The organism is Ekhidna sp. (genome assembly GCF_040220215.1).
Lineage (GTDB): Bacteria > Bacteroidota > Bacteroidia > Cytophagales > Cyclobacteriaceae > Ekhidna.
Genome location: NZ_JAVJTR010000011.1, coordinates 173,455 through 188,701 on the forward strand (window position 1 = coordinate 173,455; position 15,247 = coordinate 188,701).

14 protein-coding genes are annotated in these 15,247 nt (G+C 40.1%); 7 read left to right on the plus strand and 7 right to left on the minus strand.

The genetic code is table 11. The features are described 5' to 3' along the window. Window positions 1-82 precede the first annotated feature (82 nt). Together RIC88_RS05070 and RIC88_RS05075 are read left to right on the plus strand one after the other, a co-directional pair. On the plus strand, window positions 83-499 hold the full coding sequence (locus RIC88_RS05070; protein WP_350216410.1) for a BrxA/BrxB family bacilliredoxin: 417 nt from the start codon (window positions 83-85) through the stop codon (window positions 497-499). A gap of 490 nt (window positions 500-989) precedes the next feature. After that, window positions 990-1,478, plus strand: a complete 489-nt coding sequence (locus tag RIC88_RS05075; RefSeq protein WP_350216412.1) for a VOC family protein — start codon at window positions 990-992, stop codon at window positions 1,476-1,478. Window positions 1,479-1,525: 47 nt separating this feature from the next. Here RIC88_RS05075 and RIC88_RS05080 read toward each other — a convergent pair whose 3' ends face one another. From RIC88_RS05080 to RIC88_RS05100, 5 genes are all read right to left on the minus strand, one after another. After that, window positions 1,526-2,860, minus strand: a complete 1,335-nt coding sequence (locus RIC88_RS05080) for a RagB/SusD family nutrient uptake outer membrane protein (protein WP_350216413.1) — start codon at window positions 2,858-2,860, stop codon at window positions 1,526-1,528. Window positions 2,861-2,870: 10 nt separating this feature from the next. After that, window positions 2,871-5,750 (minus strand): SusC/RagA family TonB-linked outer membrane protein, encoded by a 2,880-nt coding sequence (locus RIC88_RS05085; protein WP_350216414.1) that lies wholly within the window; start codon window positions 5,748-5,750, stop codon window positions 2,871-2,873. Window positions 5,751-5,909: 159 nt separating this feature from the next. After that, window positions 5,910-6,887, minus strand: coding sequence for an NADPH:quinone oxidoreductase family protein (locus RIC88_RS05090; protein ID WP_350216415.1), 978 nt, complete (start codon window positions 6,885-6,887; stop codon window positions 5,910-5,912). Continuing rightward, window positions 6,884-7,225 (minus strand): arsenate reductase (glutaredoxin), encoded by a 342-nt coding sequence (arsC, locus tag RIC88_RS05095; RefSeq protein WP_502879995.1) that lies wholly within the window; start codon window positions 7,223-7,225, stop codon window positions 6,884-6,886. The genes RIC88_RS05090 and arsC overlap by 4 nt, the downstream gene beginning before the upstream one ends. Continuing rightward, window positions 7,222-8,223, minus strand: a complete 1,002-nt coding sequence (locus RIC88_RS05100; protein ID WP_350216416.1) for an acetamidase/formamidase family protein — start codon at window positions 8,221-8,223, stop codon at window positions 7,222-7,224. Before RIC88_RS05100 ends, arsC begins: the two co-directional genes overlap by 4 nt. Before the next feature lie 180 nt (window positions 8,224-8,403). On the opposite strand from RIC88_RS05100, the gene RIC88_RS05105 reads away from it, so the two are divergent. The 3 genes from RIC88_RS05105 (at window position 8,404) to aac(6') (ending at window position 12,109) form a co-directional block, all read left to right on the plus strand. Beyond that, on the plus strand, window positions 8,404-11,298 hold the full coding sequence (locus RIC88_RS05105; protein WP_350216418.1) for a VPS10 domain-containing protein: 2,895 nt from the start codon (window positions 8,404-8,406) through the stop codon (window positions 11,296-11,298). Between the two features lie 24 nt (window positions 11,299-11,322). Beyond that, complete coding sequence (locus tag RIC88_RS05110) at window positions 11,323-11,553, plus strand: DUF1059 domain-containing protein (RefSeq protein WP_350216419.1); 231 nt, start codon at window positions 11,323-11,325, stop codon at window positions 11,551-11,553. Window positions 11,554-11,671: 118 nt separating this feature from the next. Then, window positions 11,672-12,109 carry an aminoglycoside 6'-N-acetyltransferase gene (gene aac(6'), locus RIC88_RS05115; protein ID WP_350216420.1) on the plus strand — a complete coding sequence of 146 codons (438 nt, stop codon included), beginning with the start codon at window positions 11,672-11,674 and terminating at the stop codon, window positions 12,107-12,109. Window positions 12,110-12,111: 2 nt separating this feature from the next. On the opposite strand, the gene RIC88_RS05120 is transcribed toward aac(6'), so the two are convergent. Together RIC88_RS05120 and aroQ are read right to left on the minus strand one after the other, a co-directional pair. After that, window positions 12,112-12,654, minus strand: a complete 543-nt coding sequence (locus tag RIC88_RS05120) for an EF-hand domain-containing protein (RefSeq protein WP_350216421.1) — start codon at window positions 12,652-12,654, stop codon at window positions 12,112-12,114. A 66-nt stretch (window positions 12,655-12,720) separates the two neighbouring features. Next, on the minus strand, window positions 12,721-13,161 hold the full coding sequence (gene aroQ / locus RIC88_RS05125) for a type II 3-dehydroquinate dehydratase (RefSeq protein WP_350216422.1): 441 nt from the start codon (window positions 13,159-13,161) through the stop codon (window positions 12,721-12,723). A gap of 123 nt (window positions 13,162-13,284) precedes the next feature. On the opposite strand from aroQ, the gene xerD reads away from it, so the two are divergent. Both xerD and RIC88_RS05135 read left to right on the plus strand, forming a co-directional pair. Continuing rightward, window positions 13,285-14,208: a site-specific tyrosine recombinase XerD gene (gene xerD / locus RIC88_RS05130; protein WP_350216423.1), complete on the plus strand. Its 924-nt coding sequence runs from the start codon at window positions 13,285-13,287 to the stop codon at window positions 14,206-14,208. Further along, complete coding sequence (locus RIC88_RS05135; protein WP_350216425.1) at window positions 14,208-15,236, plus strand: quinone-dependent dihydroorotate dehydrogenase; 1,029 nt, start codon at window positions 14,208-14,210, stop codon at window positions 15,234-15,236. Before xerD ends, RIC88_RS05135 begins: the two co-directional genes overlap by 1 nt. The last annotated feature ends 11 nt before the right edge of the window (window positions 15,237-15,247 follow it).

A 15,247-nucleotide genomic window follows, 5' to 3' on the forward strand; every position in this document is an offset into this window, starting at 1 on the left:
CAGAAGGCATTAAGCTTACCAGCTTCAATTGAAAATGACCGAATAAAAAAAAGAATTAACTAATTAATTAAACAATAAGAATATGTATCCAGCGGAATTAGTAGCTCCGATGAAAGCTCAGCTTACCCAAAATGGTTTCGAAGAATTAACTTCTGCAGAAGCTGTTGAAAAGCATTTAACAGATCATAAAGGAACATCTCTTTTAGTGATCAACTCTGTATGTGGATGTGCGGCAGGTACGTGCAGACCAGGCGTTTTGCTTTCGCTAGAAAAGTCAAGCAAAAAGCCGGACAATCTAACTACTGTATTTGCAGGTTTTGATACCGAAGCAACACAGAAAGCTCGTGAATTCACGTTACCTTTTCCTCCTTCCTCTCCTGCCATCGCCCTTTTCAAAGATGGTGAGTTGGTGCATATGGTAGAGCGCCACCACATTGAAGGACGATCAGCGGAAATGATTGCTGGGCACCTGGAGCAGGTATACGAAGAGTTCTGCTAGTCAGCTATTAGCTAAAATGGCAGAAAAAAAAAGAGGGGTGTCTTTTGAGACATCCCTCTTTTAAGTTACATATCAAATAACTTCTATTTTCAGTAGAAGGAGTTGGAACCTAGCTTATTCTGGTATCTCCAGATAAGGATTTTTCCTAAGAAAAAAGATATCACGCCCCAATTCGATTAGAAAGTATTTGATCCTGCTGATCAGAAAAATAAACTTCAGATGGTTACTTCTCCAAAAGATGATGATGCATTTTGATAGATCAGGAAGCCTGGTATCCTCTAGCTAATCTGAAATCCGACGCATCTTTGAATTATATAAAGTGCATCATGATGGTAATGATGCTTATATTTTGTCATCGAAGGAAAATTGAAATTGATAATAATAAACTAAATCAAAGAGATGCTTTTGTAATTTCTGATACTGTCTAGATGAGTGTGAGACCAGATGGTGATTCGAATTGACATTCACAGAAGCCCCAATGAATCAAAATATGGAAACATATAAAATACCTACTGCAACGTCTATTGGACATGTTCACTTGAAGGTATCAAATATCCAAAGATCCCTTGAGTTTTACTGTGATCTACTGGGGTTTGAGCTGATCACTACATATGGAGAAGATGCGGCATTTATTTCTGCAGGTGGCTATCATCATCACATTGGCTTAAATACCTGGATGAGTAAGGATGGGAATCCACCTCCAAGAGATTCAACCGGGCTATTTCATGTGGCTATTCTCTTGCCAACCAGAAAAGATTTAGCTACTCTTCTCAACCGTTTAAGAGAAGCAAAATATCCTATATCAGGAGCATCCGATCATGGTGTGTCAGAAGCTATCTACCTAAATGATCCTGATCAAAATGGGATTGAACTTTATTGGGACAAACCAAAAGAAGTGTGGCCAATAAATGCAGATGGATCATTGAACATGTATACCAGACCGCTGGATTTGGCTAATCTGCTAGAAGAATCAGCATAAAAAAACCCGCTCAAATGAGCGGGTTTTATTTATAAAGTGTAATCCTTTTAGCTTCCTATTTCTGTTAACGGAAGTGGAAACTCTGTAAAGACTTCCTGATCTGCTGGTATTACATTACCATCCGCATCAGTAGTCGTGATATTATCAAAAGTAATGTAAGACTCATTTAGATTTCCTGTTCTTCTCAAATCAACCATTCGATGACCTTCACACCAAAAAGAATATCTCCTTTCGTCCAAAATATCTTCAACTGTCACAGTATATGTTCCAGGATAGGTAGCAAGACCAGCTTCTGTTCTTATTCTATTGATAGCAGCAAGTGCTTCATTGTTATCAATTCCAATATTGGCTTCCGCATATATCAGAATTAGTTCCTCATTACGAATAATATCAATGGAGCTAATTGATGAAGCATATAGCTCTGTCTCATAATTAACGGTAATTCCAGAAGCCGTAAAAGCCTGATCTCTTTGAACGACTTTATTCAGTCGCAAATCACTGGGATCCATTGCTTCATTTACCCAGGTATCGGAAGCAAAAATCTGATTACCGTTTTGATCGGACGTTTTGAATAAATCATTTAACAAATCACCTGGACTTGTACTGAAAGGCATCTTAGGACCCGTTGTGAGGTCACCATTGATGTCATAAAATGAATCTCCCAAATGTGTAATTGCATCTGCCATGTCCCCAGCATATAGTGCTGCTCTAGCTGCTAATGCACGATTAAACTGAGAAAATGTAGCAGGTGTATCAAATCCTTGGAATCCACTAGAAAGTGCAAATGCAAATGATGCTCCAGAAAGATCATTTGCTCCGTCATCAAGCATGTCTCTGATAGCTTGAAGAACAGCATCAGGGTCTGTAATTACTGGTCCTGGATTATCAGGATCAGAAACTTCCAAACGAACACCACTATTGTGGTATGCGCCCCAAAGTACAAGAAGTTGATGCGCCATAATGGTCTTTGCAAAACCTCTATAACCTTGCTTTTCAGCTTCAGTTACATCTGCCTCTGCAACTGCAAGTGCATCTAACAAGATATTACAGTTCTTTATTACCCTGTACCTACCCGTCCAATTTGCTGTGGTATAGAAAGAGTTATTGTCTAAGGAACCCTCAGTGCCAATAAGATCAGTTCTATTACGTGGATCTGCGTCAAAAAGATATAACTCTCTTGTGATCGTTCCTGTTGCTGTAACATAAATAGAATGTCCATTTCTCATTCCGGCAATAGCACCAGCGGTTAGGTTATTTAATTCCGACTTGGAAGCGCTCTCCAGAATGTCATCTAAAGCAGGTGCATTGATATTGATCTGTTCATCTATCTCACAACCAAATGCAACTACTACTGCAATTATTACTATTAATATTTTTTTCATTTCAGTATAATTAAAAGTTAACATTGAGATGGAAGAAAATTTGTCTGTTGTTAGGGTATGGCCCTACATCAAGACCTGTTCCTAATGCGTTTGTTCCATTTGTAGATACCTCCGGATCATATCCTAAGTAATCTGTCTTTGTCCATAAATTCCTTCCCGAAGCTCCAAGCTTTACACCCTCAATTGTTCCATTAAAAATATTTAACGCTGATTTTGGTATCGAATAATACAATGCGACCTCCCTCAATCTTAAATAGCCTGCTGGCTGAATCCATGATCCAGCATACTGAGACCCACGTGCATCAATGGCAGGGTTTGTACCCCCATCATCAAACAATAAGTCAGACAGGTTCAGGTTTTCACTTCCTTGTTTCCAATGAAGCAAGAATGAAAAATCGAAGTTATCTAAGAAGTTAATCGTATTATAAAAAGACATCTGAAAATCAGGCTGCACATTGCCCACCTCAGTAGGTGTTCCATCTACGTTTTGATAGATTCCTGTCACAGAACCTCCATTTTCAATATAGAAGGTACCAAGTCCCAGACCGAAACCATTGCCTGGTGCAGTGAATGGAGGTACACCTAAACGAGTATAAGTTGCCTCATTCTTCCACCAGTTGATCGTAGAATTCCATGTGATACTTTCCGTACTTACAGGCCTGGCATTTAATGCAATTTCGATTCCTTTATTTTCTAAATCCGCATCGTTTAGCACTTGAGTTTGAAACCCAACAGATGATGGCAAACCACGGTCAAAAAGTAAATCTTTTACCTGACGATTGTAGGCAGTAAACTCAAGTCCCACAATCCCGTCAAACAATCCAACATCGAATCCGAACTCTAACTCTTGTGAAGTTTCAGGCTCTAGTCCTGGAGTGCCTCGCTGCTGATCGATGATACTACCACCAATACCCCCAGAACTATTACGATCAAATGTTGTGTATAAAGACCCATATGTAGCACTTGAACCCGTCTCTCCATAGGCTACACGTACTTTTAATTGACTTATCTGATCTACACTCCAAAAATCAAAGTTATGGATATTAGCAGCAAGTGAACCTTTGAAGAATGAATAGTATTTATTTGGATCACCATTCAAGCTTGACTTATCCAAACGAATGCCGACAGTACCAATGATTTGATCATTATAATTTGCTTGCTCTTGAAAAACCATTCCAAATTCTTCTTCATTCTCAAACGTATGTATAATATCATAAGCAGTTGCCTGAGTCTGGACAGTCTGCCCTTGAATCAATTGAGTTGCCTCATTATAAACGAATTCCCTTTTGAAATTAAGGTATGAAATACCTGCACTTGTACTTAATGATAAGTTTCCAAGAAAAAGATCATGTACCAAGAATGCTGTATAATTTAAGTTAGTAAACTTATTTTTACCTACACCGATGTAACCATTTTGATTACCTTGTTGTGCTTGGTGGTATTCTGGCACATAAACATAGGTTTCATTGGTGAAATGATCCAATCCGCCTTGCCACTTGAACTTTAAAACCTGATCATCAGACTTAATCAAGTCTGCTTCAAAGCTCAAAGCTTGCAGCGTTCTGTTCACTTTATCATCATTTCTTGCTTGATCTCTAACTAGCAACATGTTTCCTGAGGCTGATGGATTACTTGGATAATTCCCATTTGCGTCTGGAAATAAGTTGTACCAAGGTCTCGTATAAGCAAGATTGTAGATCACTGCTAAACCACCCTCATTTTCATTTCCAGTAAAGCCTCTTGCCGTTTCAGAACGGATGAATGATGAAGAACTGGAAATCTTAACACGATCACTGATACGATGATCAACGTTTGTTCGAATATTATATCGCTTAAATCCTGTATTTTTCATAATTCCTTCTTCATCACGAACCGATCCTCCAATGAAAAATGAAGTCTTATCACTTCCTCCTCTTGCTGAGAAATTTGTATTCGTAATCATACCGGTTTCTCCGAACAATTCTTTTTCATAATCAACAACATTTCCCGAATTAAATGCAGCAACTTCTCCGTCACCGAAAGTTGATGCCACATTTGTAGCATTCCAATCTCTAAGTCCTTTCAGACGTACAACCTTGCTAAACCCTACATCTTGTGATAAGCTAAATGATGTTTTCCCCTGACTTCCCCTCTTCGTTGTGATAATCACCACTCCAGCGTTTGCACGAGTACCGTAAATAGCAGCAGCTGATGCTCCTTTTAGTACTTCGATGTTTTGAATATCATTCGGATCTAAGTCAGCTAATCTATTAGATGATTGTTCCTCATTTGGTCTATTAGCTCCTGAAGCAAAACGTAACCCAGAAGGAATTTCCGCATTGCTCATATATATTCCATCAATAATTATCAAAGGCTGGTTATTGCCTTTAATCGATGAAATACCTCTTAGTCGCATTGCAATTCCTCCGCCTGGGGCACCTGAAATAGAAGTCAAATTTACTCCAGTCAGCTTTCCGTAAAGAGCTCCATCGACTGTTCCTTGATTTGTCATACCTGTCAGTTGCTCCGAAGATACTGTACTCACAGAGTTAGCCAGGTTTGACCGCTTCACCGAAGTAGCAAGACCTGTCACGACCACTTCATCCAAATTGGTTACATCCGTACTCATGGCTACATCTCCAGCACTAGAAGCCGCTACTTCCTGACTTGAATATCCGATTGAAGAGAATACAAGAGTAGAACCTGAAGGTACAGCTAGTTCATATTCTCCATTTATTCCTGTAATGGTACCATTTGTAGTCCCCTTTACCAATACAGTAACACCCGGTAACGGCTCACCATTAGAGGCATCCGTAACCGTTCCGCTGACCCTTACATCCTGGGCCATCAAAAAACTAATGGGCACCATAAAGGCTAATACCATCAGTTTTCTTTTTAAGTAGTTTTTCATCATAGTAGAGTTTTTAACTTAAAAATTGATTTAACATTCTGATAAAAATCACGAAATATCGGATGAATACCAAAAAATCATCGAGGAATAAAATTGTTAAAACAACAACTAACGGTGAAGAATTACGTTTTCAGAATATCATTCTGAAGTTTTAAAAATTTAGATATTTGTTAAAAGAATCTTCCCTTTAACTTTTCGATTCTCAATTTTTTCTAACGCATTTTGGGCTTGCTCTAGTGGGAATTCCGAGTCTATGACTGGGTTAATCTGTTGTTCTAAAATCATCTTTAATAGCTCTTGAATATTGGCTTTATTTTCATCCGGATAGTTGCGGAAAAAGTTACCCCAGAACACGCCTGTAAGGGAGGCGCTCTTTAAAAGAGGCAGATTCAGTGGAATTGATGGAACTGAGCCTGACGCAAAGCCAACAACCAAATACCTTCCCATAGGCGCGATGGCTCGAAAAGCTTGTTCAGTGTAATTACCTCCAATGGCATCAAAGATTACGTCAGCTCCTTTTCCTCCTGTTAAATCCTTCAAAGCAGACTTAATATTATCAGGAGAATATTTATGAAGAATATCTGCCCCAATACTTTTACAGAAGTCTAGTTTTTCATCGGTTGAAGCACATGCAATTACATTTGCCCCTACTAATTTTCCGAGCTGAATGGCGGCCGTCCCAACTCCCCCCGAAGCTCCCAAAATAGCAAGGGTTTCTCCTTGTTGAAGTTTAGCGCGATCCTTTAAAGCATGAATGACGGTACCGTGGGTCATTAAAACAGCCGCAGCATCGCGAAAACTGACATCATCAGGTAAATGATGGGTGTTAAAAGCAAACCCCTGCACCTCTTCAGCAAAGCCACCCCATGACGTGCCTGAAACAACCCTATCACCTACTTTAAATTCTGTAACATCAGGTCCAACATCTTTAATCACTCCAGCAACTTCACCACCGGGAGAGAAAGGAAGTTCGGGCTGGAATTGGTATTTTCCTCTGATAATCAGCGTATCGGGAAAATTAACCCCAGCATATTTGACAGATATGGTGACCCTCCCCGGCTCTGGTGGCCCAATCTCATGATCCCTGTAAACTAGCTTCTCCGGCCCTCCTAATTCTTCGACTAATATGGCCTTCATAAAATTTTAAGCACATTTTCTGGCGGACGACCTAATACAGCTTTATCTCCCTCAATGACAATTGGACGTTCGATCAATTTCGGATAGGCAATCATAGCATCAACCCATTCATCATCTGTCAGCTTCTTCCCCTTAAAATTTTCCTTAAACTCTGGTTCTCCTTTTCTTATCAGTTGTTCTGGTTTGATCCCCAACAAATCTATGACTTTCTTCAACTCCTCCTTGGTAGGTGGATTTTTCAAATACTCTTTTACAATAAAGTCCCGTCCATTTTCTTCAAGCAAACCAAGCGTTTGTCGGCTTTTGCTACATCGGGGGTTATGGTATATGGTTATCATTTGGATAAAACTTCTTTGTTTATTGACATGGTCACCAGCATATGAGGAACATCTACCACCTCAGCAATTTTTAAGTCTCCAGCTAAAGAGCAAAGCATATAAGCATCATTTCGGCTAAGTCCATGATTTTTTATAAGATAATCAATCATATAACGAGTTGCCTTTTTGGCAGCTTCATCAATGGTCGTTGCAAAGGCGGTAACAGCATATACCTCTTCATTTTCATATTGAGGCTCTTCGATCGACGATCCCTTCAGCAACTCAATTTCAACCAAAAACTTCATGGGTGCCTCTATGGCTGTACCACACACTTCACCTAGTCCTTGTGCTGCGTGAGCATCACCTATGGAAAATAATGCTCCATCTACAAAAACAGGTAAATAGACTGTCGTGCCTTCCACAATGTTTGGATCATCCATATTTCCACCATTAGCACGGGGTGGTATTGTTGAAAGCAAAGAGTCTGTATCTGGTGCTACTCCAAGTACTCCGGGGAATGGTTTTAAAGGAATGTTGATACCATCGGCAAACCGAACATTATTCTTTCCGGCCAACTCGAATGTTTTCAAATGTGGTTCAGTAAACTCATCAGCTAAAAAACCAAATCCGGGTAGAATGGCTGTCCAACCCCACTCACCGATTTCAATCTTATGTAGGGTGACAGCAATGACATCTCCTGGCTGAGCGTCATTGATGTAAATAGGACCCGTAAGTGGATGTATTGGGTCAAAACTCAACTTCATTAAATCGGATGTATCAGAGTCGATTGTCAACTGGCCATCTGTTGCCTCCTCCGTACTGATTTCAACCACCTCCCCGGAGTTGATTGTTAATACAGGGGCGATCGCCCTGCTCCACTTATTATGTGTTTGATCTGAAGTTAACGTGTGATCTGCTTTTGGCATCACAACATCCGCAAGTGCCTTACTATTTTTTTCCGTAGAGGGTAAGCAGCTACTCATCAAGAGTACCGCTAAAATCCAGATATGCTTCTTCATATATCTTAAGGTTGGTTTCAGAGGATTAAAAGTTTTATACTTACTAACTTATTAAAAAATCTAACCTGATGAAATGAGTATTATTAATAAAGTACTGCAAAGAATGAATATTAATTGTGCGAATTCCCTGTCTGCAGACAAGTCAGGCATGTCTCCTATAAAAAAGCAAAACACATCCACATGAAAACCATTTATCTACTTCTCTTTCTGAGTATGTCGATTATTCTGCCTGCTCAGCGAAAGAAAAAATCTAACGACATACCTCCGGCCACTCCTGCAAGTGAACGCTGGGAAGGTTACCAGCAGCGGTTAAAACTGGAAAATAATTCGCTGGTAAAAAATGTCCGATTTAGAAATGTAGGGCCAACTGTAATGAGCGGTCGGGTTGTTGACCTGGCAGTCGATCCAGCAGACCCGTCACACTTCTATGTGGCTTACGCTTCCGGCTCTCTTTGGGAGACAAAAAACAATGGAACCTCATTTGAACCTCTTTTTGACAATCAGATTGTGATGACCATCGGAGACATTGCTGTGAATTGGACCAATAACATTATCTATGTTGGCTCTGGTGAAAATAATTCCAGTCGATCTTCCTACTCTGGATACGGCATGTTCAAATCAAGTGATAATGGTGCCACTTGGGAAAATATAGGCCTAACAGAAACCCATCATATCAGTCGTATCCTGATTCATCCATCTGATCCAAATACAATCTGGGTAGCAGCACTAGGTCATCTATATTCAGAAAATGCTGAACGTGGCGTTTACAAATCTACTGACGGTGGCAAGACCTGGAATAAAACTCTTTTTGTGAATAATAGAACCGGAATTGTGGATCTGATCATGCATCCGGATAACCCAAACACTTTAGTGGCTGCTGCCTGGGAGAAAGATCGAAAAGCTTGGAATTTTGAAGAAGCAGGTCCGGGAACTGCACTATATCGCTCAGAGGATGGTGGAACCAACTGGTCTGAAATTGCTGATGATTCAGGCTTTCCGGACACGGATGGAACCGGACGCATCGGATTATCCTTCGCGCCATCCGACCCAAATATCGTGTATGCTATTCTTGACAATCAAGATCGAAGACCGAAAGAAGATGATGAAGATGATGGCCTGACTAAGGATGAATTAAGGACCATGAGCAATCAACAATTCCTTGCCCTTGAGAATAAAGACATCAATAAGTTTTTGGATAACAATGGTTTTCCAAATGAATATAATGCTGTTGACATCAAAAAAGATATTGAAAGTGGGAAAGTGAAACCACTTGATTTGGTGATTTATACCGAGGATGCCAATTCACTTCTTTTCGATACACCTGTAAAAGGTGGTGAAATGTATCGTTCTGATGATGCTGGAAAAACATGGGCCAAGACCCACGAAGATTACATCGAAAGTATGATTTTTTCTTATGGTTACTACTTTGGTCAGGTACGTGTAGATGCTCAAAACCCTGATGTGATTTATACAATGGGTGTACCAATTGTCCGATCAGAAGATGGTGGTAAAACATTCAAAAGTATCAATGAAGACAATGTCCATGTAGATCATCACGCACTATGGATTAATCCTGAGGACCCAAGGCATCTCATACTTGGAAATGATGGTGGAGTGTACGTAAGTTACGATACCGGAGCTACGTGGATCAATTGCAATTCTCCTTCTGTTGGGCAGTTTTATTCAATTGCTGTTGATATGGCAGAGCCCTATAATGTATATGGTGGTCTGCAAGACAATGGCGTTTGGAAAGGCCCGAGTACCTATGAATATTCCAGGGGGTGGTACCAGGAAGGTAAATATGCTTATGAGCGACTCATGGGTGGAGATGGTATGCAGGTTGCCGTGGATACAAGAGACAACACCACTGTATATACCGGCTACCAATTTGGTAATTACTTTAGGTTAAATACCGAATCAGGTGATAGAAAATACATCACTCCAAGGCATAAACTCGGTGATGCTCCTTACAGATGGAACTGGGAAGCACCTATTACTTTGTCCAGTCACAATCAGGACATTGTTTATTTCGGCAGCAATCGCTTTCACAGATCCATGGACAAGGGTGAAAATTTTGAAACGCTGAGTGACGACCTAACTCAGGGAGGAAAAAAAGGTGATGTGAGCTATGGCACACTTACCACTATTTCCGAATCTCCAACCAAGTTTGGATTGATCTATGTGGGGAGTGATGATGGGCTAATTCATAGGTCTAATGATGTTGGAGCTAGTTGGACCAAAATCACAGATGGTCTTCCAGCTGATTTCTGGGTTAGCACAGTTCAGGCTTCAGCACATAAAGAAGGGCGTGTGTATGCTTCACTTAATGGCTACAGGTGGGATAACTTTCAGCCGATGGTTTACATGAGTGAGAATTATGGTCAAACCTGGAAAAACATTTCTGCAAACCTACCCCAAGAGCCAGTGAATGTGGTGAAAGAGGATCCTGTAAATGAAAGCATAATTTATGTGGGGACAGATCATGGGGTATATATTTCACTTGATGGAGGAAAAAATTATCAGGCATTTGCAAAAGGACTTCCAAATACACCGGTACATGACCTAATTGTTCACCCTAGAGAAAATGACCTGGTTTTAGGTACACATGGACGAGGAATTTATATCGGGGATGTTTCTTTAGTGCAGCAAATGAACGATGAAATACTTGCCAAAACTCTTCATGCCTTTTCAATTGACCCGGTCACGTATAGCTCAAGATGGGGAAGTAAAACCTGGGCTTGGGGTGAACTGATCGAAGCGAAGACTGATATTTCCTTTTATTCAAATAGTGCTGGCAATGGCAAAATAGAAGTGGTGTTTAAAGATCAGGTTGTTTCATCGATAAACATTTCTGCTGACAAAGGGCTGAATATTATAGAGTTGCCATTAGAAACAGATGAGTCTTTCAAAAACCTACTGGAAGATGAACAAAAAGAAGACTATAAAGCTGCAGAAAATGGTGACTACCATTTAATAGCGGGCGAATACACTGTAAGAATAACTGTAGGTGACACCAATGTAGAAACTCCGTTGACAATCAATCCACCACGGGAGAGACCCGGAAGAAAAGAATAATTTACTAAATAAAAAAACACACTCATGAAAACAATGACATGCAAACAACTTGGAGGAGCATGTGATCTGGAATTTCACGCGGATACTTTTGAAGAAATGGCGGAACAAAGTAAACAGCACGGAATGGAGATGTACCAAAAAGGTGATGAAGCTCACAAGAAAGCAATGGGGGAAATGCAAAAATTGATGCAATCACTTGAAAAAATGCAAGAATGGTTTGAAGGAAAGCGCAAGGAATTTGAAGCGCTACCTTGAGAATTAATTTCTATCGATCTTCATTAAATCAGCCTTCTCTATGAAGGCTTTTTTATTTACATAAAACAATAAGTGAGCTTTTGCAGTAAATTAGAGAACACCGTTTATGTAATGCGCCATGACTATCGAAGAAATATCAAAAGACAATGTTTCGGATTTGGCTCAACTTGTTCTATTCCTGTGGCCGGAATGTAACTATAAAGAAGAGTTTCAAAATGGATTGAAAATTTTAAACTCTCCAACAGAAACCGCTTTTATAGCCAAAAATCACGGTATCTATTTAGGATTTATACAACTTTCACTCAGATACGAATTTGTGGAAGGCACCACCACAAAACCCGTCCTTTATATGGAGGGTATTTACGTAGATCCAAGTCACAGAAAAGAAGGAATCGCAAAAAGGCTTGTTGAAATGGCTGAAAGCTGGGGTAAGAAAAGAGGCTGTTCTGAAATGGCTTCCGATACTGAGATCACAAATAAATTAAGTATTGACTTTCATCAATCGGTAGGTTTTGATGAGGTAAATCGATTGGTGACTTTTCGGAAAGATTTATAGAATTACCCGTTTCTCCAATCCCCAAAAATCCAGTTTCCGGGTGAGTTTGTATCTGCTGATAGAAAAAAGTCTTCAAAAGCTTTGACCAGCTCACCCCCACTGATTCGGCCATCTCCATTTATATCCAAAAGATCAAAGGCTTTTTTAGCTACAGACATATAAAGTCCGTATGCTTTGAACATATCCAGGTATTCCCGCTCATCAATATGACCATCCATATCCTGATCAAATAAAGAAAAAAGGTAAGTGGCTGACTGGTTGATATAATCGTTTGGTTTGGATAGCACAACTTCATCAAAAAACTGAATCCATTCATCCAATGTAAGTTCCGCTTCATTTTTTTGGATGTCTTTGAGAATCTGTACGAAAAGTCTGTGGGCACGTAGTTTCAGTTCTAGACGTATAACAGAATTATCTTCCAGCCCTATAATATCACTCATGGTTTCACCCACCAGCTCAAAGTCATCTTTTTCCAGGATACCATTTCCGTTGTTGTCCAGCACATTGAAAAAGTGAGTGATTTTCTGTTTTTGTACGTCTGTCATGAGTGGCTATTTGAAAGGAAAGATAAGAATATAGATGAATAAAACATCCCCCTCCTATCACACAATCTACGCACTCCCCTTCAAAGGAGGATTCATTTGAAGCTCTTCAATCGCTACAGCATACCCCTCCAGACCCAATCCATTAATAGAGCCTATGCACACGTCTTTCACATAGCTTGTCTGACGAAAATCTTCACGTTCTGCCAGATTAGAAATATGTACTTCAAATACCGGTGTTTCTATTCCTGATATTGCATCCCTAAGTGCAATGCTGGTATGGGTATATGCCCCAGGGTTAAATACGATCCCATCGAAGCTAAACCCTACTTCATGGAGCTTGTCGATCAATGCACCTTCATGATTCGATTGAAAATACTCAAGACTATGGTCTGGAAATCTGGATACCAGTTTTTTGAAATAATCCTCAAAAGATTCACTCCCATAGATTTCGGGTTCGCGTTTACCTAGTAGGTTTAAGTTGGGTCCATTTAGAATGAGTATTCGCATATGATTTCCGGTCGCACTAAATTAGGGACTTAAAATTAGCACCGTCATCGCGAACGCAGTGAAGCGATCTCAATATTAAGATTTCTTCGTCATTCTTCCCTGCCTGCGGCAGGCAGGCTCATGATGACAATCATTAAAACCAATCACGTGTCCTGGCCAACTTATACTAAACAATTCAAAAGCTACCTAAAGCTGGAACGATCACTGGCTCAAAACTCGGTTGATGCATATCTCGCTGATATTGCTAAGCTTCAGCAATTTCTTGAGATCAAGGAACGAGATGTCCCTCCTACTAAAATTGTTCAGCAAGATTTGATAGATTTTCTGGAATTTATCAATGAGCTGGGGATGTCTGCATATACGCAAGCCAGAATGGTTTCAGGATTAAAGGCCTTCTTCCGATTCCTCGTTTATGAAGAAGTGATCACGAAAGACCCTTCCGAATTATTGGAAGCGCCCAAATTGGGGCGAAAGCTCCCTGATACGCTGGACCTGCCTGAGATAGAACAAATATTTGAGGCTATTGATATGTCCACTCCAGAAGGGACAAGAAATCGTGCCATGCTGGAAACTCTTTATAGTTCCGGATTGCGCGTCTCAGAGCTGATCAATCTAAAGATCAGCAACATTCATGATGATATAGGTTTCCTTAGAATCATAGGAAAAGGAAGCAAGGAACGACTGGTTCCGATCGGGCGCTCTGCACTTAAGCACATAAAAATTTTCAGAGATGAGGTTCGTGTGCATATTGACGTAAAATCTGGCTTTGAAGATCACCTTTTTGTGACCAAGAGAGGTAAAGCTATTAGTCGGGTCATGGTATTCATGGTTATCAAAGACCTGACTGCCAAAATTGGTTTGAAGAAAAACATCAGTCCCCACACATTTCGTCATAGTTTTGCAACACACCTGATCGAAGGAGGCGCAGATTTACGGGCGGTGCAAGAGATGCTTGGGCACGAATCCATCACTACCACAGAAATCTACACACATCTTGATCGGGACTATTTAAAACAGGTCATTACCCAATTCCATCCAAGAAGCTGATGTACAAACTCCTAAAGCCCATACTTTTTTTATTCCAGCCGGAGAAAGCTCATAAAATCACGACCGGATTATTGAGATTCATGTTAAAAATTCCATTAGGAAAATCTATTATTCGAGGCATGTTCTATTTTGAAGATCAACGACTGGAGCGTGAAGTATTTGGACTAAAATTCAAAAATCCGGTAGGTCTTGCTGCGGGGTTTGATAAAAATGCAGAGCTGATTGATGACTTTTCAAACCTTGGTTTTGGATTTATTGAGATCGGTACGATAACTCCAAAGGGTCAGCCCGGCAATCCTCAACCTCGACTCTTTAGATTACCACAGGATGAAGCACTAATCAATCGAATGGGATTCAATAATGAAGGTGTGGAAGAAGCAGTGGGGCGATTAAAAAATCGGAAATCAAACATTATTGTAGGTGGTAATATTGGCAAAAACAAGGTTACGTCCAATGAAAATGCACTTGATGACTATCTGATTTGCTTCGAAAAGCTTTATGATTATGTTGATTATTTCGTGGTTAATGTGAGTTCACCAAATACACCAGAATTACGAGAACTTCAGGAAAAGGAACCACTTATGAAGCTCTTAAAAGGTCTGCAAGATGTGAATAATAAAAGAAAATTGCCTAAACCAATACTCCTAAAGATTGCTCCGGACCTTATAGAATCCCAATTGGATGACATTATTGACATTACTAAACAACTCAGCTTAGATGGATTGATCGTTTCCAATACCACTATAGATCGATCTGGGTTAACTACAAATGCTGAAAATATCGAAGCAATTGGGGCTGGAGGGCTTAGCGGTAAACCAGTATTCAATAAATCAAATGAGGTATTGAAGTATATAAGAAGACATAATCCAACCGTTCATATTGTTGCAGTGGGAGGAGTGCATTCAGGACAGGATGCAGTAGAGAAAATTCGATGTGGGGCTAACCTTGTACAGATTTATACCGGTCTTGTTTATGAAGGACCAAGTTTGGTCAAACGAATCAACAAGGAACTACTTAAGCATGTTTGATCCCCGCTGAA